Source organism: Pseudomonas sp. KD5 (assembly GCF_012932895.1).
Classification (GTDB): Bacteria; Pseudomonadota; Gammaproteobacteria; order Pseudomonadales; family Pseudomonadaceae; genus Aquipseudomonas.
In genome coordinates this window covers 629,300-654,707 of record NZ_JDWJ01000002.1, presented here as the reverse complement: position 1 = coordinate 654,707, position 25,408 = coordinate 629,300, and the positions used below count along the sequence as shown (strand labels likewise).

Genomic DNA, 25,408 nt, shown 5'->3' with positions numbered 1-25,408 from the left:
ATTAACAGGAGAAGGTTCATGCGTTTAGTTCAGTTCGAATTGAGTAATGGCGAACGCCGCGTCGGCGTGGTCGAAGACGGTCTGGTGCGTGAAGTGCAGGATGCGCACACGGTGCGGGATCTGGCGCTGGCGGCGATCGAGGCGGGCACCACTCTTGAGCGACAGGTTCAAACCCTGGGGCTGGGCATCAGCCACAACTATGCCGAGTTGCTGGCCAAGCTGCGCATCCTGCCGCCGCTGGATCACCCGGACCCGGCGCATATGCTGGTCAGCGGCACCGGCCTGACCCATTTGGGCAGCGCCTCGGCTCGGGACAAAATGCATCAGCAGGCCGGCGATGAAGCGGCGATGACCGACACCATGCGCATCTTCAAGTGGGGTGTGGAGGGCGGTAAACCTGCAGCCGGCCAGGCCGGCGTGCAACCGGAATGGTTCTACAAGGGCGATGGCAGCATCGTCGTGCGACCGGGCAAGCCTTTCCCGCTACCGCCCTTTGCTGAAGATGCCGGGGAAGAGCCGGAGCTCAGCGGCCTCTATGTCATTGGCCATGACGGCAAACCGTATCGCCTCGGCTTCGCGGTGGGCAATGAGTTCTCCGATCACGTGATGGAACGCAAGAATTACCTTTACCTGGCCCATTCGAAACTGCGCAGTTGCAGCTATGGCCCGGAGCTTCGGGTCGGCGAACTGCCGCAACACCTGGCAGGCACCAGTCGCATCCTGCGCGACGGCGAAGTGCTCTGGCAGAACGAGTTCCTCAGTGGCGAAGCCAACATGTGCCACAGCCTGGAAAACCTCGAGTATCACCATTTCAAGTACAGCCAGTTCCTGCGCCCCGGCGACGTGCACATCCACTTCTTTGGCACCGCGACCCTGTCCTTCGCCGATGGCATCCGTACCCGGCCGGGTGATGTGTTCGAGATCAGCCAGGCTGAGTTCGGCGCACCCTTGATCAACGGCATCGCTCCGGTTGAAGCAGCGTTCGAACCCGGCACCGTCGGCACACTTTAAGGAGACACCCATGACCCGGATTCTTGGTCACAACTACATTGGCGGTGAGCGCAGCGCTGCCGGCACCGTCAAACTGCAGAGCGCCGATGCCAGCACCGGCGAGGCCTTGCCCCACGATTTCTACCAAGCCACCGCTGCAGAAGTCGACGCCGCCGCGAAGGCTGCCGCCGCCGCTTACCCGGCCTATCGCAGCCTGAGCGCCGAGCGCCGTGCGCAATTTCTGGACACGATTGCCGATGAACTGGACGCCCTTGGCGATGAGTTCGTGGCCGTGGTCTGCCGCGAAACCGCGTTGCCGGCGGCGCGGATTCAAGGTGAGCGTGGGCGCACCAGCGGCCAGATGCGTCTGTTCGCCAAGGTGCTGCGGCGTGGTGATTTCTATGGCGCGCGGATCGATCTGGCGCTGCCGGAACGCCAGCCACTGCCGCGTCCGGACCTGCGTCAGTACCGTATCGGTCTGGGGCCGGTGGCGGTGTTTGGCGCGAGTAACTTTCCGTTGGCGTTTTCCACGGCTGGCGGTGACACCGCTTCGGCCTTGGCCGCCGGCTGCCCGGTGGTGTTCAAGGCCCACAGCGGCCACATGGCAACCGCTGAATGGGTGGCCGACGCGGTGATTCGCGCCGCTGAAAAAACCGCCATGCCCGCCGGTGTGTTCAACATGATCTACGGTGGTGGAGTAGGGGAAGCGCTGGTCAAGCACCCGGCGATTCAGGCGGTCGGTTTTACCGGTTCACTGAAAGGCGGTCGGGCGCTGTGCGACATGGCCGCGGCACGGCCGCAGCCGATTCCGGTGTTCGCCGAGATGTCGAGCATCAACCCGGTGATCGTGTTACCGCAGGCGCTGGATACTCGTGCTGAAAGCATCGCCCGTGACCTCACGGCTTCAGTGGTGCAGGGCTGCGGGCAGTTCTGTACCAATCCGGGGCTGGTGATCGGCATTCGTTCGCCGCAGTTCAGTGCGTTCGTGCAGCAGGTGGCCGGGCTGATCGGCGATCAGCCGGCGCAAACCATGCTCAACGCCGGCACCTTGAGCAGCTATGGCAAAGGCCTGCACAAGCTTCTTTCGCATCCGAAAATCGAGCACTTGGCCGGTAATCCGCAACAAGGCAATCAGGCGCAGCCGCAATTGTTCAAGGCGGATGTGAGTCTGTTGCTCGATGGCGATGAAGTGCTGCAAGAGGAAGTGTTCGGCCCGACCACGGTGTTTGTTGAAGTGGCGGATCAGGCGCAACTCAGTGCTGCGCTGAACGGCCTGCACGGGCAACTGACGGCAACGATTATCGGTGAGCCGGCGGACTTCGAACGTTTCGGTGAGCTGACGCCCTTGTTGGAGCAGAAGGTCGGGCGGATCTTGCTCAACGGTTATCCGACGGGTGTGGAAGTCTGCGATTCGATGGTCCATGGCGGACCGTATCCAGCGACTTCCGATGCGCGCGGCACTTCGGTGGGCACCCTGGCCATCGACCGTTTCCTGCGCCCGGTGTGCTTCCAGAACTACCCCGATAGCCTGCTGCCGGACGCGTTGAAGAATGGCAATCCTTTGCGCATCCAACGTTTGGTCGATGGCAAACCATCACGAGAAGCGCTCTAACGGCTGTGGCGAGGGGGCTTGTCGGAACGCCGCACCGCCCCGTTGGGCTGCAAAGCAGCCCCAAAATCTCTGATGTACCAAAGATTTTGTGAGTGCTACGCACTCAAACGGGGGCAAGCCCCCTCGCCACAGTCCGTTCCCGCATTGAGCTATCATTGCGTCTTTCCCATTCAAAGATTGACTGCCATGACTGCCGTAAACGACACCTTGCTCAACGCCCTCGAACATTGCGACATGCTGGAGATCGACGGGCTGCACGCTTTCGACTTCTCTCTCGATGAAGACGATAACCTGCACATCGAATGCATGGACGGCCGGGCGCTCAAGCGCTGGGAGTTCAGCATGGCGCAGATCAAGGCGGCGACTTTCGATCCCGATTTGAAGAGCTGGATCATCATCGGTGATTCCGGTGAACACCGGCTGGTGCCTATGGAAGCGTTCGGTGGTCAGGATGACGAGGACGAAACGAATGAGGATGCGTAACTTCTGGCCACTGTTGATCGCCGGCAGCGTCGGCGCGATGGGCGTGCAGGCGGCGCCGGTCGACAGCTACGAGTTGCTGGTGGGGTCGTACACCGCCGGCCAGAGCCAGGGGATTTATCGCCTGAACTTCGACAGCCGCACCGGGCAGATCGATGCCAAGCCGCTGCAAGTGGTGAAGAGCGCCAACCCGTCCTGGCTGACCGTGTCCAAGGATCAACGTCGCTTGTTCGCGGTCAACGAAAACGGCCCGGGGCAGGCCGATCCGGTAGGGCGCGTCAGCAGTTACGCAATCGATCCGAAAACCCATGAGCTGAGCCTGATCAATCAGATGCAAACCCTGGGCAACGAGCCGACCCATTCGAGCATCAGCGGTGATGCCAGCCATCTGTTTGTCAGCAACTACTCGGTGGCTGAAGACCCGGGTGGCACCCTGGCGGTGTTACCGGTGGGCAGCGATGGCACGCTTAAACCGGTGGTGCAGATGAGCAGTCATCCGGCCAGCCGAGTCAACCCCGAGCGGCAGATGTCGGCGCACGTGCATTCGGTGGTTTCTTCGCCGGACGGCCGCTACGTGTTTTCCAATGACCTGGGCGCGGACAAGGTCTTTGTCTATCGCTTCGACCCCAAGGCCAATCCGGAACTGCCGTTGACTGCCGCCAAGCCCGCGTCCGTCCAGTTGCCACCCGGCAGCGGGCCGCGACATTTGCTGTTCAGCGCTGATGGCAAGCACGCCTGGCTGACCTTGGAAATGAGCGCGCAGGTGGCGGTGTTCGACCATCAGGACGGCAAACTCGAGCAAACGCAGTTGGTCGATCTGGCGGCGGGGCTGCCCACATCGGGCAAGGCTGCGGCTGCGCTTCACGCCTCGGCTGATGGCAAGTTCCTTTACGTCAGCAACCGTGGCACCGCCAATCAGTTGCTGGTGTTCGCCATCGACCCGGCAACCGGCCACCTCAAGGAACTTCAGCGTCGCTCGGTGGACGGCGATCACCCGCGCGAGTTCAGTCTCGACCCGAGCGGCAAATTCGTGCTGATTGCCAACCAGAAGAGCAACCAGATTGTCGTCATCGAGCGTGACGCCAAGACCGGTTTGTTGGGCAAAACCGTGCAAAAACTGCCGATGGATGCCCCGAGCGATCTCAAGTTTCTGCTGCGTCAATAGGCCGCAGGCCCCGGTTGATGGGGCCTGCAACCTTCTATTAATGAGACTGATATCGGCTAATGCTACAAAGCATTTCAAGGCGCCGACCCTCGGGAGTTAAGTTTGCTTCACGGCCCAACCGGGCAAGCAAGCCAACTGAATCGAGGAATACCGCCATGAACTTCAATCTCTTCTCTGTTATCGCCGCTTCCGCTATTTCCGCCACTGTTGCACTGCCTGCCAGCGCCAACGTTGAAATCAGCGACAAAAAATCCCACACCCAAAGCTACACCCAGAAATACCTGCAACAGAGCGCCAACTTCTACGCCGCGCTGGATCACAAAACTCAACACTGAAATGTCAGCCCTGCACCCTTTATGCAGGAGCGAAGTCACTTGCCGATCGGCCCACAGGCGTCGAAAAGCCCCGAAGTGATGTCGCTCCTGCATAACGCATTTACGACAGCATCATATTGCTATCAATGTAGTGCTTGATATCACATGGCCATGCGTTTAAATTTGACGCTGATTTTTTGACTCCTTCCCTAAAAGGATCGACAGCATGGCGATGCGTCTGGCAGTGGTTCTCCTGTTTCTCTATTCCACCCCGATTCTGTCGGCTGCCCAGCCCGTTCCCAACGAGCCGGATGCGGCCCGTGAGCGCTTGATGAGTTTTATCGAGGACTGAAACACGCTGGGTTCAAGATCAATAAAACTGATAGCTACTATGCATAAAGGTCGCTAGTTATCTTCTGTTTTTTGATCGATTCTGTGGGCACTGAAACATGCCCACGGAGAACACCATGGCCAGCACCATCCTCACTTCTGCCAAACACGGCGCCTACCTGGCCATTGGTCTTTACGTGGCCATGGTGTTGGTCGTCAGCCTTTCGGCTCAATCGCAACACAGCCTTCAAGCACCGATTCAGATCGCTTATCCCGGCATCCAGTTCGAACACCGCGCCCAACACGCGGTGGTTGATGACGCCGACTTGGCGGGAGTGGCCGGGGCATGAAAGGACGCAGACTCTGGGTCATCGCCTTCCTGGCGTTCATGACCAACGGCGCTTCGTTGTTGGGGATCGGGCAGGGCTCGGCGGGGTCGGTGGCGCGGGCCATCGAATGCAACCACAACATCGCCCACAACATCCAGACCGCCAAAGCGCTGGAGTTGCTGGTGGGTAATCCGCCGAGCAAATCCAGTGGCGAATTCTTCGGGCCATTCCAGGTGGACTGCTCGGCGTTGGGGATGTGTGAAGTGTTGGCCTGATTCCCTTACCTGCACACACCCACACCTGTAGCAGCTGCCGAAGGCTGCGTTCGGCTGCGAAGCAGTCGTAAAACCAGAGCTTGCGGTGCATCAGTCAGACCGCATCAGCCGAGTTTACGACTGCTACGCAGCCGAACGCAGCCTCGCACGCTCGGCAGCTGCTACAAAGGCTACTTCTGCATCACACCCGTGAACAATTCTGACTCGATGAAGCGCTGCAACCAGCCCTGCAATCGCACATAAGGCGTCTGCCCGAACCACTCGCGATCCACATGGGCGAATTGGCGTACAAACGGCATCAAGGCGACATCCGCCAGGCTCGGGTGCGCGGCCAGCAAGTAGGCGCGCCCCTCCAGCAACTGATCCAGCTTGCGCAAGAACACCTCGCCCTCGGCGCGATAAAACGTCATTGGCTGCTCAGGATATCGTTCGGCGTATTTGTAGCGATTGAGGTGCACCTTGAACACCTGATCGTTTTCTTCGATCAGCCTGGCGATGTATTGCTGCCCGACAGGGTCATCCTTGAACAGCCAGTCCTGTGGATCGTTCTGCGCCAGCGCCCAGCGCATGATTTCCAGGCTTTCATCGATCACCCGGCCGTCCACGCTCAGCACCGGCACTGTGCCTTTGCTCGACAGCGCGAGCATTTCGGCCGGTTTGGCCTTGAGGCTGACCTCGACGATATTCACCGCAACCCCCGAATAACGCAGGGCCATGCGAGCGCGCATGGCGTAGGGGCAGCGGCGGAACGAATACAGCGTGATCATTTCACCTCCAGGGTACTCAGGCCGTTGCCCTGACGGTGGACCCGGATCTGCACCGGAATCCGTTCATGCATTTCCTGTACGTGGGAAATCACCGCGACCTTGCGTCCCTGCGCCTGCAGGCCGTCGAGGGCGTCCATGGCCAGTTGCAGGGATTCGGGGTCGAGGCTGCCGAAGCCTTCGTCGATGAACAGCGATTCGATTTTCAGCGTGCTCGATGCCATCGATGCCAAACCGAGCGCCAGCGCCAGCGACACCAGGAACGTCTCGCCGCCGGACAGCGAATGCACCGAGCGCAGTTCATCGCCCATCTCGGTGTCCATCACCAATAACCCGAGCATGCTGCCGCCCCGTTTCAGGCGATAGCGCCGCACCAGTTGCCGCAATTGGACGTTGGCGTGATGCACCAGCAGGTCGAGGTTGTAGGCCTGGGCGATTTTGCGGAAGGTGTCGCCGGTGGCCGAACCGATCAGCGCACTCAAGCGCGCCCAGCGCTGGTACTCGGCATAGGCGTCGGCGATCTGCTGCGCCAGCGCCTGATTGGCGTTTTGTCGACGCTGATCTTCGGTTTGTTCAGCACGCAATTCGGCGCAGCGATGCTCGCTGGCGGCGAACAGGTTTTGCAGCTCGGCCAGTGCAGTGGCCAGTTGTCCGGCGTCCAGGTTGCCGTTGTGCTGCGCCTGATGATCGCGCAAGCGCTGATCCCGCTCCTGCAACAGCACCTTGGCTTGCGCGATGTCTTGTTCGCTTTGCTGCAATCGTTGACGCAGCTCGCTGAGCTGTTGGTCGTTGACGCCGAGCAGCGCTTCCAGCCCGCCGTCGTCCAGTTCTGGATGCTGCGCGCGCCAGTCGGCGATCTTGCTGCTCAGCTCGCGGTCTTCGCTTTCCAGGGCTTGCGCACGTTCCTGTTGCGCCTTGAGTTCGGCGGCCAGTTGCACCAGCCCCGTGCGCACGCTTTGCAGTTCCTGATTGGCCGTCGCTTCGGCATTGCGTGCCTGCTCGACGGCGTGATCCAGTTGCTGCTGCCATTGTTCGGCGCTGGCGTGTTCGCCCAGCAGTTGCGTCAGTTTTTCCTGGCAAGCCTGTTGTTGCCCGGCCAGCGCGCTGAACTGCTGCTGCGCGGCGTCCAGTTGCTGGGTGCGGGTCTGCTGGCGGTCCTGTTCTTTGTCCAGCGTCTGCTGGCGTTGTTGCTGTTCAGCGAGTTCATCGCGCTGCTGTTCGAGTTGTTGCAGGCGCTGGGCGATCTGCTGGTCGAGCTGCATAAAAGTCGCGGCGGGTTCGTTGCGCAGCGCTTCCAGCGTCTCGGCTGGCAGCAGGCTGCTGAACGCGCTCAGTTCTTCGTCCAGGCGTTGGCGATCGCTGCTCAATTCCCGTTGCTGGTTGAGCAGGTGTTGTGTCGCCTGTTGGTTCGCCGCTTCGGCGCTGCGCAGTTGTTGCGCCAGTCGCGCGGCATCCTGTTGCAGGGTGAGCAGGGCGGTTTGCCGCTGTTCGTCCTGGGTGATGCTCTGGTTCAGCTGGCTGCTTTGTTGGGTCAGCCAGGCATCGCGTTTGTCTGCGTCCTGGGCCAACAGTTGGGCGGACAACGGGTGCGCTTCCAGGCTCGGCGCCAGGCTCTGTTGTTGAGTGGCGAGTTGTTCTTGCTGCTGCAGCAATTCCTTTTGCTGAGCAATCAGGCCACCAACTTCGGCGCGCAGCTCGGTGAGTTTTTCCTTGAACAGGTCGACGGCTTTCTGGGCGTTGGCCTGTTCGCTCTCATCGTGGCGGCCGAGACTTTGCAACAAGGCTTCGGGCTGATGATAAGGATGGTCCGGGCTGCCGCAAACCGGGCACGGCTGATCGTCCTGCAGTTGCGAACGCAGCTCTTCGACGCTGGCACTGCGTGCCAGGCGCTGACGTTCCAGCAGTTCGCGGGTGACGGTCAGGGTCTGTTCGGCAACGGTCAATTCGGCCTTGGTCTTCACCCCGTCCTGGGTCAGGCGATCACGCTCTTGCTGAGCCGCGAGCTGGCGCTGCTGAAGTTCGGCGCCGCGCTTGTCCAGTTCCTGTTGGCTGGCCCACAGCCGCGACAGTTCTTCAACGGCCCGCAGTTGCTTGCGGTTGTCCTGTAGCAGGCTGCCGAGGATCTGAATCTGCTCGGCCACAGCTTCGGGCTCGGCGCCGGCCTCTTTGTACAGCACCTCAAGGCTCTGGCGCTGGGTGGCCAGATCCTCGGCGGCGCGGGTGGCGCTTTGCTCCAGGGCAGCCAGTTCGGACTGGCCCTTGTTCAAGCGATTGCCGATCAGCATCAGTTGCTGCAGACGATCGCGGTAGGCATTCCACGCATCGCTCAGTGGCGCCAGATGAGTGCTTTGCTCAAGCTCCGCGGCGATACGCTGCAACCGTTCTGCGACCTGTTTCTGTTGGTCGAGCAAACCCTGAATCGTGTTTTGACCCTGCGCGCAGGCCAGTTCCGCCTGCTGCTTGAGGTCGGCACTGAGTTTGGCATCCTTGACCAGGCGGGCGAGGGTGCTTTGCTCTTCGAAGGCCTGACGCAGCAGTGGTGCGCTGTGGCTGTGTTGGCTTTGCGCCGCGGTCAGCGCCGTTTGCGCCGCACTCAGGCTGTGTTCGAGCTGAGCCTGACGCGCATTCAGTTCGGTCTGTTGTTGAATATGCTGCTGAATCTGCGCCGCCAGCGGTGTGAGCTGGGCGGTCAATTCGGTCTTGCGCGCGAATTGGTGCCGTTGCGGGGCCAATTGCTCCAGACGGGTCAGCTTCAAGCGCTCGCCGGCCAGGCTGTCCCAGTGTTGTTGAGCGGACTGCAGTTGCTCGGAGGCGCTCTGTTGCGCGTCCTGCAACTGACGCAAATCCTTGAGCCAGGTGTGTTGCAGCTCCAATTGCTTGAGCTGCGCCTGCTGGGTCTTGAGTTGCTGCTGCGCGTCATTGAAGCGCTCATCGAGCTCGGCCCGGGCTTCAGGCGACAGTGGCGTGACCCCAGTGGCCTGGTCCTGCAACAGCTTGTGGGCTTCGCGCGCTTCTTTGGTCTTGTCGAAGGCGCGGCGACCGAGGCGGGTGTAGAGCGCGGTGTCGGTGAGCTTTTCCAGCAGTTCGCTGCGGTCGTTGTCGTCCGCCTTGAGGAACGCACTGAACTCGCTCTGCGCCAACAACACGGCGCGGGTGAACTGTTCGAAGTTCAGGCCCAGTACGGACTCGATCTGACTCTTGAATTCAAGTTTCTGGCTGGCGAGCAGTTGATCCTGATCGATGTCGCGCAGGCTCTGGCGACTGGCTTGCAGCTTGCCAGCGGCCTTTTCCCTGGCGCGATTGGCTTCCCAGCGCGCGCGATAACGGCGGCCATCGATGCCAACAAAATCCACTTCGGCAAAGCCTTCACCGGTGCCGCGACGCAACAGCGTACGCGGATCGCCAGTGCTGATTTCACCATCGGCGTCCGGGGTTTTGGCGGAAGCTTGAGCGTTGTTCAGCCGCGGCACGGCGCCAAACAGCGCCAGGCACAGCGCATCGAGCAGGGTGCTTTTGCCGGCGCCGGTCGGCCCGGTAATCGCAAACAGGCCGGCACTGGCCAAGGGTTCGGCGGTGAAGTCGATTTCAAATGGCCCGGCCAGGGAGGCGAGGTTTTTCAGGCGGATCGCGAGGATTTTCATGGCTGTTCGCTCTCCATCTGCACATCTTGCAGCAGCTCGGCGAAGTCCCTGAGCGTTTGCTCGTCGACCTCGCTGCCGTAGTTGTCCTGCCAGGCGCGGCTGAACAGTTCCTGCGGCGTTAGTTGGTCCAGTTCGATCAAGGTGGCGCCGTCCTCGACGCCGTCGCGGCTGCCGTTGCCGGCGTATTCGGCGGCAATCCGCACCAGCCGTACCGCTTTGCCTTGCAGGGCCGTTTCCACTTGATGGCGCAGGTCCGGTTGCGGTTCATCGAGACGCACCCGCACTTCCAGCCACGGCTGGCGCTGGATATCGGCGAGCAGGTCGATGTTGGGCAGGTCGGCCAGTTGCAGCAGGATTTCCGCCAGCGGCGCGGGGCCGAGGCGTTGCAGGTTCACTGGTCGGGGAATGAGCTTCGGTTCGACGCTGAGCAGGGTTTCGCCATCCAGTTTGATGTCGAGAATCTGATGCTGATAACCGATCTCGGAGAATGACAGCGGGATCGGCGAGCCGCTGTAGCGGATGCGTTCTTCGCCGTTGACCTTCTGCGGCTTGTGCAAATGCCCGAGGGCGACATAGCTGATGCTCGGCCCGAACAGGCTGGCAGGCAGGGCTTCAGCGTTGCCGATGATCAGGCTGCGCTCGGAGTCCTCGGACACCGAACCGCCGGCCATGTGCGCATGGCTGATAGCGATCAGCGCCTGACCCGGTTTGCGCTTGGCGTTCGCCGCCTCGATCAGCCATTCGTGAACCTGGCCGATGCCGCGCAAATAGTTGTCACCCAGGTGCGCGCCGGTCACTTCGGCGGGGCGCAGGAACGGCAGCGCCAGGCACCAGGCAGCGATTGCGCCGCTGGCATCCGGCAACGGCAGCAACAGGCGTTCGGCATCCAGTTGGCCGTCATCCAGCCACAGCACGCGCCCGAGAGCGTGAGTGCGCAAGCGCCGCATCAACGGCGCGGGCAGTTCGATGCGCGAGCCGGAGTCGTGGTTGCCGGCGATCATCACGATGGTCAGCAAGGGTTGCTGCTCGTGGGCGCTGACGATGAAATCGTAGAGGCGTTCCTGGGCTTTGACCGGTGGGTTGACCGTATCGAAGATATCGCCGGCAATCAGCAGCACATCAGGCTGGTCCAGCTTCAGCTGACGCAGCAGCCAGTCGAGAAAACAGGCGTGCTCGAAATCGCGTTCCTGGCCGTGCAGGTTCTGCCCAAGGTGCCAGTCGGAGGTGTGGAACAGACGCAAGGCGTACTCCGCAACAAAATAAGGTGATGGCCGCGGGGGATATGATGGCGGCTAAAGAGGGGAGAGTTTACTGGCAAACACAGGGGATGTGGTCAGGCACTGATTTTGTGGCGAGGGGGCTTGCCCCCGTTCGGCTGCGAAGCAGTCGTGAATCCAGGCGACTCGGTGGCACTGAAGAATTGTAAGGGGCGCTTCGCACCCCAACGGGGGCAAGCCCCCTCGCCACAACAGCCCCTTCATCCCATTGGTCGGGATTATTTAGGGTAAAGCGGCGGCAACCCGCTATCGCCGACCACGCCTTGAACCCCTTCGGCCGTCGGGATCGCCCGGATGGCGCGCCAGAGTTCTTCACCTTGCCAATACTGCCCGGTCTCGCTGTAGAGCGCGCCGTTCAGGCCGTCGAGGGCATCGGACAGCGGCACGAAACGGGCAGCCATGTCGGCCAGGGTTTCCGGTTGTTGCCGGGCCCAGGCGTCGAGGGCCTGGCGGGTGGCGTGGGTGTCGTTGGCCTGGCAGGCGCGTTTGAGGTCGTCGAGCAGCGTGCGTGGGCTCGGGCCGGTCTGCGCTGCCCGCAGGACTGCCGGTTGCGAGCGGGCGCGCCACCAGAGGCCGAAGCCCAGCAGGGTGGTGCAGGCCAGAATTGCCGTGCTGAGTTTCCACCACCAAAGGGCTTCGTTGCTGGCGCCGGACATCACCAGCGGGCTGCTCGCCGGGGTGTCGACGATCAGGCTCGGATTGCTCGCCACTTGCAGCGTGCGGGCCGGCAGGCTGGTGTGTTCCAGGTGATCCTCGAAGGTGTTCCACCAGACCACTTCAACGCTCGGCAAGTCGATGTCGCCGGTGCGGATCGGAACCAGGGCTTCACGGTCCTCGCGACTGCCGACCAAGCCACGCTCCCCGCTCTGGTTGCTCAGCACCGGTTGATCCGGGTAGCGCCGCAGGCCGTTGATCTCGGTGGCGGGCAGTGGTGGCAGTTGAGAACTGGCGAGGCCTTCGGCACTCAAGGTCAGGCTGCGGGTCAGCGAGTCGCCGACCTGCGCATGATCCGGTTCCGGGCTCCAGCTTTCACTCAGGCTCAGGCTGCGGGCCGGTAGCCAGGGCGCATCGGCGGGGTAAGAATCGGGTTTAGCCTTGACGGTTAACGGGATCTCGGTGGAAGTGACGCGTATCAACTTGCCCGCTTTGGGCCCTTGGGATGTTGCGTCCGGGGACGGCTGGGTATCGACCAGCGTGGCACTGAACACCTGCGCCGGAATGGTCAATACGCCGCTGTGCTGCGGGTAGATCGCGTAGCGCATCTCGATCACGCCATGGCGCAGGCCGTTGATGGCTTTTTCGTAGGTGCGTGACTCGCCCAGTTGTTCGATGCGTGCATCGGGAATCTGCAGCGGGGTCAGGCTGCTGTCGTCGAACAGCGACACGGAATGGTAAATGCGCAAGGTCAGGACCGCCTGAGCCTGTACATAGACGCTGTTCTGGTCGAGGCTGGCTTCGATGAACACCGGTGCCAGCGTATTGCTGCTGTCCTGGGTTTCGCTCTTGATCACCTGCACGGTTATCGGTTGGCTCTGCGCCTCGCCCAATTGCAGCGACGGAATCACCACGCTACCGTTCTGCCGGGGCAGCAGGGTGATGATCCAGCGGGTAGTCGCTTGAGTGTTGCCGTTGAGGGTGTTCAGTTGGTTGACCTGACGGGTGCCGCGCACCTCGAACTGCGGCTCCAGCGGAGTCAGGTCGGGTTTGCCGAACTGGGTCACGTCGCTGGATTCCAGAGTCAGTTCGACCGTCTCCCCGGAATTCAGGCGACTGCGATCGACACTGGCGACCAGCTCCGCAGCCTGGGCCTGAGCGGTCCAGAAAAGCAGTGCAAGCAAGAAGGCGGTGAAGCGGGTCATCGAGTTTTTCCCTGATCCTGATGTTGTTGCTGTTCGTACCAGAATTTGCGTCTGAGCAGTTCGCCGGGGTCATCCGGGATCTTGCGCAACCATTGCTCCAGCGCCTGTTGCTGTTCGCCTTCGAGCATGTCGCTGGCGGGGCGCCGTGGTGGCGTGGTGCTTTGTTCATCCCCCAATTCGCTGCCCGGAACTTCATTGGCGCCCGGTTGCGGTGGTGCCGCGGGCGGCTGCTCGGCGTCCGGCGTGGCCTGTTGGGCATCGGTTTTCGGCTCGCCATCGCTCGGCTGGGTGGCGCTGCCCGGTGGCGGTTCCTGAGGCATGGTTTCGGTTTCGCCCTCGGCGGTTTTGTCCGGCTCGACGGGCGGTGTAGCGGTTTTCTGCTTGAGCAGTGTTTCCACCAGAGCCTTGTTGGTCAGCGCCGGGCGCAGGTCTGGCTGAAGTTCCAGCGCTTGCTCATAAGCGTCCAGCGCCGCTTCCAATTCGCCGCTTTTGGCCAGCGCGTTACCCCGATTGTAGTGGGCGTGGGCGTCGTTGCCTTGGGCAAACCGCTGGGCGGCGCCACTGTAGTCGCCGGCTTCATAGAGCGCCACACCTTGCCATTGCGGGTCTTCGAAATGCTGCGCGGCTTCGGCAGGGCGCTTTTGTTTGAGCAAGTGCAAACCCTGCTGATCAGGCCGCAGCCACAGGTCTTCGAAATCGAAGGCGTAACTCGGTTGCGGCAGCAGGAACAGCAGCGGCAAGCAGAACAGCCAGCCGCGACGCCCGGCACAGGCGGCCAGCAACAACAATGGCAGCAGCAGCCAGTAACCCTGATCAGCCCAAGTGTCGAGGCGCAACGTTTGGCCGTCGTTGCGCAGGTCCCGTGGGCCGTCGAGCAGGCCGAGGTCGCGCAGGTCGGCATCGTCCAGGCGTGCCTGGGCGTAACCTCCACCCAGGCCATTGGCAAAGGCTTTCAGGCTGGGGCCGTCCAGATGCGGCACCAGAATCGCGCCCTGATCGTCCTTGAGGAAACTGCCGTCGTCCTGCGCGACCGGCGCACCTTCGGCGGTACCGATGCCGAGCATCAGAAATTGTGTGGACTTGGCGTCCAGCGCCTGACGAATCCCTTGGCGTTCGTGTTCCGTCAGCGACGAACCGATCAGCAGGATCCGCCCCTGGCCGAGGGCACCCCGATCCAACAGCGTCAGGGCCTTGGCCACCGCCAGGTCGGCGCGATGACCGGCCTGGGGCATCAGCGACGGCTTGAGTGCATCCAAAAGATTGCGGCTGGTCGACAGGTCGTCCGACAGTGGCACCAGCGTGTGGGCGCTGCCGGCGTAGACGACGATGGCGGTCTGCGCGTCGCTGCGGTTTTGCAGCAGATCCAGCAGTTTGCGCCGGGCCTGTTCCAGCCGGTTTGGCGCAACGTCGGTGGCGAGCATTTCCGGGGTCAACTCAAGCAACACCACCAGCGGGTCAGCGGGTTTCTGGCCGGTTTGCTCGACGCGTTGCCAGCTCGGCCCCAGCAGGGCCAGCACGGTCAGCACCCAGGCCAAGCCCAGGGCGACCCACGGCAGTTTGCTCTCGCGACCGCTGCCACCGCTGAGCAAGGCGGCATGGAAGGCCGGTGGCAGAATCATTTGCCAGCGACCCGCGCGCTTCTGTCGGTGCCAGAGTTGCCAGAGCAACCAGCCCAGCAGCGGCAGCAATAACAGCCACCAGGGGCGGAACCAGTACGGCCAGAGAGCAATCATCGGCGCCTCCGCAGACGCAGGCGTTTGAGGCGCTGACGCCAGTCTGGCAGTTGCGTATGCAGAAACCGCTCTTTGGTAAACAGCTGCTTGGTTAACAGCCGTTGCAACGGGTTATCCGGCCAGCGCTCACGGATCACCAGCAGCATGCTCAACAGTAGCGCCATCGCCAGAGGCCAGTGATACAACGCCTGGGCCGGACGGGCCTGCGTAGGTTGCTGGGCTACCGGTTCCAGTTTGTCGAGGGTGGTCTTGATCGCCTGCAATTCCTGGCCGTCGCGGGCGCGGAAATACTGGCCTCCGGTGGCTTGGGCAATGGCTTTCAAGGCCGGCTCGTCGAGGTCCAGGCTCGGGTTGATGCCCAGGAAGCCCAGGGTGCCGCTTTGTTCCGGGTCGGCGCCAATGCCGATCGGGTAGATTTTTACGCCTTCATTCGCCGCCAGGCGTGCGGCGGTCAGCGGATCGATTTCGCCGCCATTGTTGGCACCGTCGGTGACCAGAATCAGCACGCGGCTTTGTGCCGGGCGTTGGCGCAGGCGTTTGAGGGCCAGGCCGATGGCGTCGCCGATGGCGGTGTTCTTGCCGGCAATACCGATTCGCGCTTCGTCGAGCCACACCCGCACGGTGTGGCGGTCGAAGGTCAGCGGCGCTTGCAGATAGGCCTGGCTGCCGAACAGGATCAACCCGACCCGGTCGCCATCGCGACTTTCGAGAAAATCACCGAGCAAATGCTGCACCAGTGACAGTCGGCTGACGTCTTCGTCCTGCCACTGCATGTCGGGGAAGTCCATTGAGCCGGAGACGTCCACCGCCACCAGCAAATCGCGGCCACTGGCGGCAATCGGTAGCGGTTCGCCGAGCCATTGCGGGCGCGCTGCGGCGATCAGCAGCAACAGCCACATCAGAATGAACGGGGCTTGCTGGCGCCAGGTCGGCAGGTTGGCCCGGGCGCGGCGGCGAGCGAGGCCTTCGAGGTCGCTGAGGAAGCTGACCTTGAGCGCCGGTTCGCCACTGTCGGCCACCGGTAACAGCACCCGCATCAGCCACGGTAGCGGCAGCAGGGCGAAAATCCACGGCCAGGCGAACTCAAACATGTTTGCGAATCCAGGTGTCGACGGCTTGGGTCAGGCCGGCGATGGCTTTGTCGTCGAGTTTGCATTCGGGCTTGTAGGCACCTTCCACCAGCACCATCCAGCGCGTGAGGCCGGCAGCCGGGCAGCGGTTATCAAGGAATGCCAGCCATTGGCGCCCGTTGAGGGTGTGGCTCTGGCTGTAGGGGTAATGGTTGCGGCACAGGCGTTTGAGCAAGCCGTTGAGTTGCTGCAGCCACGCACCGGCCGGGGCGCCGTCGTAGGGTTTGGGCATCAGTGCGAGTTCGGCCAGGGCGGCGAGGCGCACCGGGTCCAGCGGTTGTTCAGCGCGCACGACAGGGCGCTTGTCCGGAATGAAGCGTCGCAACTGCCATACGCCGAAACCGATCAGCGGCAGCAACAACAGCAGCAGCCACCAGCCCGGTGCCGGCGGCCAGAAGCCGATCGGTGGCGGGGAAATCAGCGGTTGCAGTTGATCGAGGCTGCTCATCGACCTTTCCCCGGACGTTGTGGGTTCAGGTATTCACGCAATTGCTCGACCATTTCGCTTTGGGTGCTCAACGGCATCAGCAACACCCGCAGCTTCTGCGCCAGCAGTTCCCAGCGGGCGATGCGTGCTTCCGCTTGGGCGCGATAGGCCTGGCGCAGGTCGAAATTCAAGGTGTCGAGTTCCAGTTGCGCGCCGTGTTCGGCAAAACGAAGCAGGCCGGCGGCGGGCAGGGCGTGATCCAGCGGGTCGGACACCGGCAGCAGCAACAGGTCGCAATGGCGCGACAACAGGCTCAGTTGCTGCTCGGCACTGTCGGACAAGGCGCGTTCGTCGCAGATCACAATCACCAGGCTGCCGGGGCGCAGCACTTCCCGGGCGCGGCGCAGGGCTATGCCGAAGGCGTCGCGGTCAGGTTCGCGCTCGGCGTGCAACGATTGATTGACCCGCACCAGCCGGTTGAGCAGTTGCAGCAGGCTCTGCTTACTGCGTCGCGGCTTTATTTCGTAATGCTCGTTGTCGCCGAACACCAGCCCGCCGACCCGGTCGTTATGCCCCAGCGCGGCCCAGCCAATCAGGCTCGCGGCCTGGGCGGCCAGCACCGACTTGAACATCAACCCGGAGCCGAAAAACAGCCGACGGCTCTGTTCAACCATGATGAAAATCGGTCGTTCGCGCTCCTCATGGAACAGCTTGGTGTGCGGTTCCTGGGTCCGGGCGGTGACGCGCCAGTCGATGCTGCGCACATCATCGCCGGCCTGATAGACCCGCACCTGATCGAAGTCCACCCCGCGCCCGCGCAGTTTGGAGTGGTGCAGGCCGATCAGCGGGCTGCGCTGGCTCGGCGTGGAAAACAGCTGCACTTCGCGCACGCGATGGCGCATCTCGATCAGCTCGGCGAGGCTGATGCGGATGCCCGGCTCGGGCGGCAGAAGGGTGTTCATCGGGGTCAAGCGACGGCTACGACGTCGAGAATCCGCTGGACCACCCGGTCCTGGTCGATGCCAGCGGCTTCGGCTTCAAAGGAAAGAATGATGCGGTGACGCAACACATCGAACAGCACCGCTTGAATGTCTTCGGGGCTGACGAAGTCGCGACCGGCCAGCCAGGCGTGGGCCCGGGCGCAACGGTCGAGGGCGATGGAACCGCGTGGACTGGCGCCGTAGGCGATCCATTCGGCCATTTCCGGGTCGAACTTGGCCGGGATCCGCGTGGCCATGACCAGTTGCACCAGGTATTCCTCCACGGCGTCGGCCATGTACAACCCGAGGATTTCCTTGCGCGCGGCGAAGATCGCCTGCTGGCTGACCCGGCGTTCAGGTTTGGTTTCGCCGTGCAGTGCTTCGCCACGGGCCTGTTGCAGAATCCGACGTTCGACGGTGGCGTCGGGGAAGCCGATTTTCACGTGCATCAGGAACCGGTCGAGCTGCGCTTCGGGCAACGGGTAGGTGCCTTCCTGCTCGATGGGGTTTTGCGTGGCCATGACCAGAAACAGCGGCGACAGCTCGTAGGTGCTGCGCCCGACGCTGACCTGGCGTTCGCCCATGGCTTCGAGCAGGGCCGACTGGACCTTGGCCGGGGCACGGTTGATTTCGTCCGCCAGCACCAGGTTATGGAAAATCGGGCCTTGCTGGAACACGAAGCTGCCGGTTTCCGGGCGATAGATTTCCGTGCCGGTGATGTCGGCCGGCAGCAGGTCGGGGGTGAACTGGATGCGATGGAACTGTGCTTCGATGCCTTCGGCGAGTTCTTTGATGGCCTTGGTCTTGGCCAGCCCCGGGGCGCCCTCGACCAGCATGTGACCGTCGGCGAGCAAGGCGATGAGCAAGCGCTCAATGAGTTTTTCCTGGCCGAGAATCTGCGTTGAAAGAAAGGTTCGCAGCGCGAGCAGCGCTTCACGATGTTCCATCGATGACTGTTCCTGGAAAGGGTGACCGAAGACGTTCGAATAACGCCAGGGCTGGGGGCGTTACTTTAATCCATCGCGGGGGGCGCCGACTAACGGCATTTTGTAGAAATGTGCGGATTAACGCTCGTTCCCACGCTCTGCGTGGGAATGCAGAGCGTGGGAACGATCACCTCAAAACCGGTAGGAGCGAGCGGTGCGGCGATCCGACTTGCCCGCGAGGGCGCCCATTCAGCCACCATCAGATTTCGCTGATGTAAGTACCAATCCCCTCGAGAATGTTCTGCAGCGTCTCTTCCACCTCGGCCAGATCGCTGGCATCGGTACTGTGCAGGATTTCCAGCGAATCATTGCCACCCAGCGCATCGGCGTCCACGGCGGCGATTTCGATCAGCAGACGGTCAGGGCTGAGGGTGACTTTCACGCCATCCAGGGCCGAAGGCTTGTCGTGGAAGATGATCTCCAGCTCGTCCTCGTCCGGGAAGCGGCTCATCAGGAACATTTCGCCCTCGGCGCTGGTGCAACAGAGCATGGCCAGATTGTCTTCTTCGTCGTCGCACGGGTTGACGATCAAGAGGTCGGTTGTCATTTGCATGGGAAAAATCCTGGCTCGGCGAGCGTTGTGAACACAACAAACGGCAATTCTGCCAGCCCTCGGGAATTTCTGCTTGGCTGAGTGTCAGAGGATGTGTCGTGAACATCCGATGCATCTCGAGTCATTTCTGGTACGAAGGTGCCGTAAATCCGGGCATAAAACGCCCATTTTTCTACACGGCTGCTAGTGTTGTTCGAGGCGCATGCCACGAGTTACGTGCCGATGACCGAATATGTCGCAGCGCTGCAAGCACGGCCCTTGCCGCACTGGTTAAGCTGCGCAACGGATGAGCACCCGTAAAGGCATTGTCGATGGCTCAATGGTAGCCCCGACAGTCGTTTTTGCAGATGCCCATTCAATGGAAGGTGAATGTGACCTGAGTGTCTCGTCCAGCTTCACCCAACTGTCGTCCTGTTTCCTCTGCCCGAGAATCAGGAACAGGGTGACGGAATACCCCGAAAGGGGTTTGCACGCGACGCTTCCATCAATAACAAGCCCAAGCGGAGTACCACAGATGGCGTTCTTCACCGCAGCCAGCAAAGCCGACTTCCAGCACCAACTGCAAGCGGCACTGGCGCAGCACATCAGTGAACAGGCACTGCCACAAGTGGCGCTGTTCGCCGAACAATTTTTCGGCATCATTTCCCTCGACGAGCTGACCCAACGTCGGTTGTCCGATCTCGCCGGTTGCACCCTTTCTGCATGGCGCCTGCTTGAGCGCTTTGATCACGCTCAATCGCAAGTGCGTGTCTACAACCCCGATTACGAACGCCACGGCTGGCAGTCGACCCACACCGCGGTCGAAGTGCTGCACCACGATCTGCCATTCCTGGTGGATTCGGTGCGTACCGAGCTGAACCGTCGCGGCTACAGCATTCATACCCTGCAAACCACTGTGCTGAGCGTGCGTCGCGGCAGCAAGGGTGAGCTACTGGAAATCCTGCCGAAAGGCACTCAGGGTGAAGGCATTCTGCAAGAATCGCTGATGTACCTGGAAATCGACCGTTGCGCCAACACGGCCGAATTGAATGTCCTGACCAAAGAGCTGGAGCAGGTTCTCGGTGAAGTCCGCGTTGCGGTCGCCGATTTCGAACCGATGAAAGCCAAGGTCCAGGAGCTGATCGAAGGCATCGACAATAGCCAGTTCGCCATCGACGCCGAAGAAAAATCCGAAATCAAGAGCTTCCTGGAATGGCTGGTGGGCAACCACTTCACCTTCCTGGGCTACGAAGAGTTCGTGGTGGGCGAGGATCAGAACGGCGGCCACATCGACTATGACCAGAGCTCGTTCCTCGGCCTGACCAAGCTGCTGCGCGCCGGTCTGACCGTCGATGACCTGCGCATCGAAGACTACGCCGTCAACTATCTGCGTGAACCGACGCCGCTGTCGTTCGCCAAGGCGGCACACCCAAGCCGTGTGCACCGTCCGGCCTACCCGGACTACGTGTCGATCCGCCAGATCGATGCCAACGGCAAGGTCATCAAGGAATGCCGCTTCATGGGCCTGTACACCTCGTCGGTGTATGGCGAAAGCGTGCGGGTCATTCCATACATCCGTCGCAAGGTCGAGATCATCGAGCAGCGTTCGGGCTTCCAGGCCAAGGCTCACTTGGGCAAGGAACTGGCCCAGGTGCTTGAAGTGTTGCCTCGCGATGACCTGTTCCAGACGCCGGTGGACGAGTTGTTCGCCACCGTGATGTCGATCGTGCAGATCCAGGAACGCAACAAGATCCGCGTATTCCTGCGCAAAGATCCGTACGGCCGTTTCTGCTACTGCCTGGCCTATGTGCCGCGTGACATCTACTCCACCGAAGTGCGCCAGAAGATCCAGCAAGTGCTGATGGATCGTCTGAAAGCCTCTGACTGCGAGTTCTGGACCTTCTTCTCCGAATCCGTGCTGGCCCGTGTGCAGCTGATTCTGCGGGTCGACCCGAAGAACCGTCTGGACATCGACCCGGTTCTGCTGGAAAAAGAAGTGGTGCAGGCCTGCCGCAGCTGGCAGGACGACTACGCCAGCCTGGTGGTCGAGAGCTTCGGCGAAGCCCAGGGCACCAACGTGCTGGCCGACTTCCCGAAAGGCTTCCCGGCTGGTTACCGCGAGCGCTTCGCCGCCCACTCGGCTGTGGTCGACATGCAGCACCTGCTGAGCCTGAGCGAAAAGAATCCGCTGGTGATGAGCTTCTATCAGCCGCTGGGTCAGGTATCGGGCCAACGTGAGCTGCACTGCAAGCTGTATCACGCCGACACGCCGCTGGCGTTGTCCGATGTACTGCCGATCCTGGAAAACCTTGGCCTGCGCGTACTGGGTGAATTCCCGTATCGCCTGCGCCACAACAGCGGCCGTGAGTTCTGGATTCACGACTTCGCGTTCACGGCTGCCGAAGGCCTGGAACTCGACATCCAGCAACTCAACGACACCTTGCAGGACGCTTTCGTCCACATCGTGCGTGGCGATGCCGAGAACGATGCCTTCAACCGTCTGGTACTGACCGCCGGCCTGCCATGGCGCGACGTGGCGCTGCTGCGTGCCTATGCCCGTTACATGAAGCAGATCCGTCTGGGCTTCGACCTGGGTTACATCGCCAGCACCCTGAACAACCACACCGACATCGCTCGCGAGTTGACCCGGTTGTTCAAGACCCGTTTCTACCTGGCGCGCAAACTGGCCAGTGACGACCTGGAAGACAAGCAACAGCGCCTGGAACACGCGATTCTGAGTGCACTGGACGACGTTCAGGTGCTCAACGAAGACCGCATCCTGCGTCGTTACCTGGACCTGATCAAAGCGACTCTGCGGACCAACTTCTACCAGACCGATGCACACGGTCAGAACAAGTCCTACTTCAGCTTCAAGTTCAACCCGCACCAGATTCCAGAACTGCCGAAGCCGGTTCCGAAGTTCGAAATCTTCGTTTACTCGCCGCGCGTCGAAGGCGTGCACCTGCGCTTCGGCAACGTGGCTCGCGGCGGTCTGCGCTGGTCCGACCGTGAAGAAGACTTCCGCACCGAAGTCCTGGGCCTGGTAAAAGCCCAGCAAGTGAAGAACTCGGTCATCGTGCCGGTGGGTGCGAAGGGCGGCTTCCTGCCGCGTCGCCTGCCACTGGGCGGCAGCCGTGACGAGATCGCGGCCGAGGGCATCGCCTGCTACCGCATCTTCATTTCGGGCCTGTTGGACATCACCGACAACCTGAAAGACGGTGCGCTGGTACCGCCGGCCAACGTCGTGCGTCATGACGACGATGACCCGTACCTGGTGGTGGCGGCGGACAAGGGCACTGCGACCTTCTCCGACATCGCCAACGGCATCGCCATCGACTACGGCTTCTGGCTCGGCGACGCGTTCGCATCTGGCGGTTCCGCCGGTTACGACCACAAGAAAATGGGCATCACCGCCAAGGGCGCGTGGGTCGGCGTTCAACGCCACTTCCGCGAGCGCGGCATCAATGTTCAGGAAGACAGCATCACCGTGGTGGGCGTCGGCGACATGGCCGGTGACGTGTTCGGTAACGGCTTGCTGATGTCCGACAAGCTGCAACTGGTTGCAGCGTTCAACCACCTGCACATCTTCATCGACCCGAATCCGGAGCCTGCCAGCAGCTTCGCCGAGCGTCAGCGCCTGTTCGACCTGCCGCGTTCGGCCTGGTCGGATTACGACACCAGCATCATGTCCGAAGGCGGCGGTATCTTCTCCCGTAGCGCGAAGAGCATTGCCATCTCCGAGCAGATGAAAGAGCGCTTCGACATTCAGGCCGACAAGCTGACCCCGACCGAACTGCTCAATGCCTTGCTCAAGGCTCCGGTGGACCTGTTGTGGAACGGCGGTATCGGCACGTACGTCAAAGCCAGCAGCGAAAGCCACGCCGATGTCGGCGACAAGGCCAACGATGCACTGCGCGTGAACGGTAACGAACTGCGCTGCAAGGTTGTGGGCGAGGGCGGTAACCTGGGCATGACCCAACTGGGTCGCGTCGAGTTCGGCCTCAATGGCGGCGGTTCCAACACCGACTTCATTGACAACGCCGGTGGCGTGGACTGCTCCGACCACGAAGTGAACATCAAGATCCTGCTGAACGAAGTGGTTCAGGCCGGCGACATGACCGACAAGCAACGTAACCAGTTGCTGGCGAGCATGACCGACGAAGTCGGTGGTCTGGTGTTGGGCAACAACTACAAGCAGACCCAGGCACTGTCGCTGGCGGCCCGTCGCGCGTTGCCACGGATCGCTGAATACAAGCGCCTGATGAACGATCTGGAAGCCCGTGGCAAGCTGGATCGCGCCATCGAGTTCCTGCCGTCGGAAGACGCGATCAACGAGCGCGTCGCGGCAGGCCATGGCCTGACCCGTGCCGAGCTGTCGGTGCTGATCTCCTACAGCAAGATCGACCTCAAGGAGCAGTTGCTGGGCTCCCTGGTGCCGGACGACGACTACCTGACCCGCGACATGGAAACCGCTTTCCCGCCGACGCTGGTCAGCAAGTTCTCTGCCGCCATGCGCCGTCACCGTCTGAAGCGCGAAATCGTCAGCACCCAGATCGCCAACGATCTGGTCAACCACATGGGCATCACCTTCGTTCAACGGCTCAAAGAGTCGACCGGCATGAGCCCGGCGAACGTGGCCGGCGCGTATGTGATCGTGCGTGACATTTTCCACCTCCCGCACTGGTTCCGTCAGATCGAGTCCCTGGACTACCTGGTCTCCGCTGATGTGCAACTGGAGCTGATGGACGAGCTGATGCGTCTGGGCCGTCGCGCTACGCGCTGGTTCCTGCGTGCCCGTCGCAACGAGCAGAACGCTGCCCGTGACGTCGCGCATTTCGGTCCGCACCTGAAGGAGTTGGGCCTCAAGCTTGACGAACTGCTCAGTGGCGAAATTCGCGACACCTGGCAGGCTCGCTATCAGGCGTACGTCGAAGCCGGTGTGCCGGAGTTGTTGGCACGCATGGTGGCTGGCACCACGCACCTGTACACCCTGCTGCCGATCATCGAGGCTTCCGATGTGACCGGCCAGGACCCGGCGGACGTGGCCAAGGCCTACTTTGCCGTGGGCAGTGCGCTGGACATCACCTGGTACCTGCAACAGATCAGCGCTCTGCCGGTTGAAAACAACTGGCAGGCCCTGGCCCGTGAAGCGTTCCGCGATGACGTCGACTGGCAACAACGTGCGATCACCATCTCGGTCCTGCAACAGGGCGACGGCACCCAGGACGTGGAAACACGCCTGGAGCTGTGGATGGAGCAGAACGAAGGCATGATCGAACGCTGGCGCGCCATGCTGGTGGAAATCCGTGCCGCCAGCGGCACTGACTACGCCATGTACGCGGTAGCCAACCGTGAATTGCTGGATGTCGCGTTGAGCGGTCAAACGGTAGTACCTGCCGTTATCACCGCCACTGCGGGTGCCGAGCTGGAACCGGCTGCCTGATTGAGCGTTGAATGAAAAAGCCCCGTCTCGAGAGAGGCGGGGCTTTTTTATGCCTGAAGGTTTTGTGGTGGCTGATGGCCTCAGCTATCAGTTTTCCAAAGGAATCAACACTTTCTCATCCGGGGCCAACACCATGAACACCAACAGCTTGGCGGGTTGGGTGGCGCTGGCGTTTTTCGACACCAGATGTTCCGAGCCGGCCGGCTCGTACCAGAATTCGCCGGCCTTGTAGGTGATCGCTTTTTCGCCTTTGACTTGAGAAGTGATCGCCCCCGACAGTACATAGGCCATGGCCGTGCCCTGGTGTTTATGGGCGATGGACGATTGGCCCGGCTGGTAATCGACTTCGATCATCAAGGCTTTTTTGCCGGGTGCGTTTTTCAGCATCTGGTCTTGCAGGATGGTGACATTTTCCGAAGGGGCGGCGGTTTCGTGGGCGAATGCCGAGGCTGAAACGGTTAGCGTCAGGACGGTGAAAGAGGCAGCAAAAAAGCGAAGCGCATTCATGGTTGATTACCTGAGGTGGTTAGTCGTCAGGGACCACAGTAAGCCGCGCCGTCGGGCAATCAAACGGCCAATTTTCCGGAAGGTGAGGGGACCATTCAAGAACATCAAGATCAAAAGATCGCAGCGTTCCGCAGCTCCTACATGGGATCGCGTACACCCGTGAAACATCGGGTGTACACAATTTCCGTAGGAGCTGCGGAATGCTGCGATCTTTTGATCTTGTTTTTTAAACGATTGGAAAACTGTTGAAGTCGACGGCATTGGCCAGTCGGCTGTCGATCAGGCCGATAAAACCTTGCACTTCGGGGCGATTGAAATGCGCTTGCATGGCCGCTTCCGATTGCCAGCGGGCGCTGACCGTCCAGCGGGTGTCGTCTTCGGGGCAGCGGTCGACCATATAGCCATCACAGCCCGGAAGTTCGCGCAGGGTGTCGACAATCTTTTGCAGTTGTTTGCCCAGTTCGTCCGAGCGACCGGCGGCAGCCCGTATCTTTACGGTGTTGAACACTTGGTTGGACATTACTCACACTCCTGAATCAGGCCGGACGAATCCTGCTCATTGAGGGATAACGCTCATTCAGGATAGGCCTGCACCCCCGGACCGCCAATAGCCAATCACCGGATAAACCCGCAG

Annotated in this window: 21 protein-coding genes; 9 read left to right on the top strand and 12 right to left on the bottom strand. The window is 61.5% G+C overall.

Features of this window, described 5'->3' with window-relative positions; genetic code table 11:
* The first annotated feature begins 18 nt into the window (after positions 1-18).
* From araD1 to AF70_RS06520, 8 genes are all read left to right on the top strand, one after another.
* Positions 19-1,011 (top strand): AraD1 family protein, encoded by a 993-nt coding sequence (gene araD1, locus AF70_RS06550; RefSeq protein ID WP_018926175.1) that lies wholly within the window; start codon positions 19-21, stop codon positions 1,009-1,011.
* Between the two features lie 10 nt (positions 1,012-1,021).
* On the top strand, positions 1,022-2,602 hold the full coding sequence (locus AF70_RS06545) for an aldehyde dehydrogenase (NADP(+)) (protein ID WP_028940459.1): 1,581 nt from the start codon (positions 1,022-1,024) through the stop codon (positions 2,600-2,602).
* 186 nt (positions 2,603-2,788) lie between these two features.
* Positions 2,789-3,085: a DUF5629 family protein gene (locus tag AF70_RS06540; protein WP_026331700.1), complete on the top strand. Its 297-nt coding sequence runs from the start codon at positions 2,789-2,791 to the stop codon at positions 3,083-3,085.
* Entirely contained in the window at positions 3,078-4,247 is a 1,170-nt protein-coding gene (locus AF70_RS06535; RefSeq protein ID WP_028940460.1) for a lactonase family protein, read from the top strand. The genes AF70_RS06540 and AF70_RS06535 overlap by 8 nt, the downstream gene beginning before the upstream one ends.
* A gap of 155 nt (positions 4,248-4,402) precedes the next feature.
* On the top strand, positions 4,403-4,582 hold the full coding sequence (locus AF70_RS06530) for a hypothetical protein (RefSeq protein WP_019650041.1): 180 nt from the start codon (positions 4,403-4,405) through the stop codon (positions 4,580-4,582).
* Positions 4,583-4,787: 205 nt separating this feature from the next.
* The gene (locus tag AF70_RS29775; RefSeq protein WP_007901166.1) at positions 4,788-4,913 is read left to right on the top strand and encodes a hypothetical protein; all 126 of its coding nucleotides are present in this window, start codon (positions 4,788-4,790) and stop codon (positions 4,911-4,913) included.
* A gap of 115 nt (positions 4,914-5,028) precedes the next feature.
* Entirely contained in the window at positions 5,029-5,241 is a 213-nt protein-coding gene (locus tag AF70_RS06525) for a hypothetical protein (RefSeq protein WP_019579305.1), read from the top strand.
* Positions 5,238-5,495, top strand: coding sequence for a hypothetical protein (locus tag AF70_RS06520; protein ID WP_028940461.1), 258 nt, complete (start codon positions 5,238-5,240; stop codon positions 5,493-5,495). Before AF70_RS06525 ends, AF70_RS06520 begins: the two co-directional genes overlap by 4 nt.
* A gap of 170 nt (positions 5,496-5,665) precedes the next feature.
* Here AF70_RS06520 and AF70_RS06515 read toward each other — a convergent pair whose 3' ends face one another.
* The 10 genes from AF70_RS06515 to AF70_RS06470 all read right to left on the bottom strand — a co-directional run bounded on the left by AF70_RS06515 (position 5,666) and on the right by AF70_RS06470 (position 18,845).
* Positions 5,666-6,262, bottom strand: a complete 597-nt coding sequence (locus tag AF70_RS06515) for a glutathione S-transferase (RefSeq protein ID WP_028940462.1) — start codon at positions 6,260-6,262, stop codon at positions 5,666-5,668.
* Positions 6,259-9,900: an AAA family ATPase gene (locus AF70_RS06510; RefSeq protein ID WP_028940463.1), complete on the bottom strand. Its 3,642-nt coding sequence runs from the start codon at positions 9,898-9,900 to the stop codon at positions 6,259-6,261. The genes AF70_RS06515 and AF70_RS06510 overlap by 4 nt, the downstream gene beginning before the upstream one ends.
* On the bottom strand, positions 9,897-11,141 hold the full coding sequence (locus tag AF70_RS06505) for an exonuclease SbcCD subunit D C-terminal domain-containing protein (RefSeq protein WP_028940464.1): 1,245 nt from the start codon (positions 11,139-11,141) through the stop codon (positions 9,897-9,899). The genes AF70_RS06510 and AF70_RS06505 overlap by 4 nt, the downstream gene beginning before the upstream one ends.
* A gap of 254 nt (positions 11,142-11,395) precedes the next feature.
* The gene (locus AF70_RS06500) at positions 11,396-13,036 is read right to left on the bottom strand and encodes a BatD family protein (protein WP_028940465.1); all 1,641 of its coding nucleotides are present in this window, start codon (positions 13,034-13,036) and stop codon (positions 11,396-11,398) included.
* Complete coding sequence (locus AF70_RS06495; RefSeq protein ID WP_019579300.1) at positions 13,033-14,769, bottom strand: VWA domain-containing protein; 1,737 nt, start codon at positions 14,767-14,769, stop codon at positions 13,033-13,035. The genes AF70_RS06500 and AF70_RS06495 overlap by 4 nt, the downstream gene beginning before the upstream one ends.
* Positions 14,766-15,860, bottom strand: coding sequence for a VWA domain-containing protein (locus AF70_RS06490; protein ID WP_028940466.1), 1,095 nt, complete (start codon positions 15,858-15,860; stop codon positions 14,766-14,768). The genes AF70_RS06495 and AF70_RS06490 overlap by 4 nt, the downstream gene beginning before the upstream one ends.
* On the bottom strand, positions 15,853-16,347 hold the full coding sequence (locus AF70_RS06485; protein ID WP_019579298.1) for a DUF4381 domain-containing protein: 495 nt from the start codon (positions 16,345-16,347) through the stop codon (positions 15,853-15,855). Before AF70_RS06485 ends, AF70_RS06490 begins: the two co-directional genes overlap by 8 nt.
* On the bottom strand, positions 16,344-17,288 hold the full coding sequence (locus tag AF70_RS06480; protein ID WP_019650033.1) for a DUF58 domain-containing protein: 945 nt from the start codon (positions 17,286-17,288) through the stop codon (positions 16,344-16,346). Before AF70_RS06480 ends, AF70_RS06485 begins: the two co-directional genes overlap by 4 nt.
* 5 nt (positions 17,289-17,293) lie before the next feature.
* Positions 17,294-18,253, bottom strand: coding sequence for a MoxR family ATPase (locus tag AF70_RS06475; RefSeq protein WP_007941298.1), 960 nt, complete (start codon positions 18,251-18,253; stop codon positions 17,294-17,296).
* Between the two features lie 238 nt (positions 18,254-18,491).
* On the bottom strand, positions 18,492-18,845 hold the full coding sequence (locus AF70_RS06470) for a hypothetical protein (protein WP_019579296.1): 354 nt from the start codon (positions 18,843-18,845) through the stop codon (positions 18,492-18,494).
* A 514-nt stretch (positions 18,846-19,359) separates the two neighbouring features.
* On the opposite strand from AF70_RS06470, the gene AF70_RS06465 reads away from it, so the two are divergent.
* The gene (locus AF70_RS06465) at positions 19,360-24,267 is read left to right on the top strand and encodes an NAD-glutamate dehydrogenase (RefSeq protein ID WP_028940467.1); all 4,908 of its coding nucleotides are present in this window, start codon (positions 19,360-19,362) and stop codon (positions 24,265-24,267) included.
* A gap of 87 nt (positions 24,268-24,354) precedes the next feature.
* Here AF70_RS06465 and AF70_RS06460 read toward each other — a convergent pair whose 3' ends face one another.
* Positions 24,355-24,774 carry a cupin domain-containing protein gene (locus tag AF70_RS06460; RefSeq protein ID WP_028940468.1) on the bottom strand — a complete coding sequence of 140 codons (420 nt, stop codon included), beginning with the start codon at positions 24,772-24,774 and terminating at the stop codon, positions 24,355-24,357.
* A gap of 226 nt (positions 24,775-25,000) precedes the next feature.
* Positions 25,001-25,294, bottom strand: a complete 294-nt coding sequence (locus AF70_RS06455; protein ID WP_018926158.1) for a putative quinol monooxygenase — start codon at positions 25,292-25,294, stop codon at positions 25,001-25,003.
* Positions 25,295-25,408 lie beyond the last annotated feature (114 nt).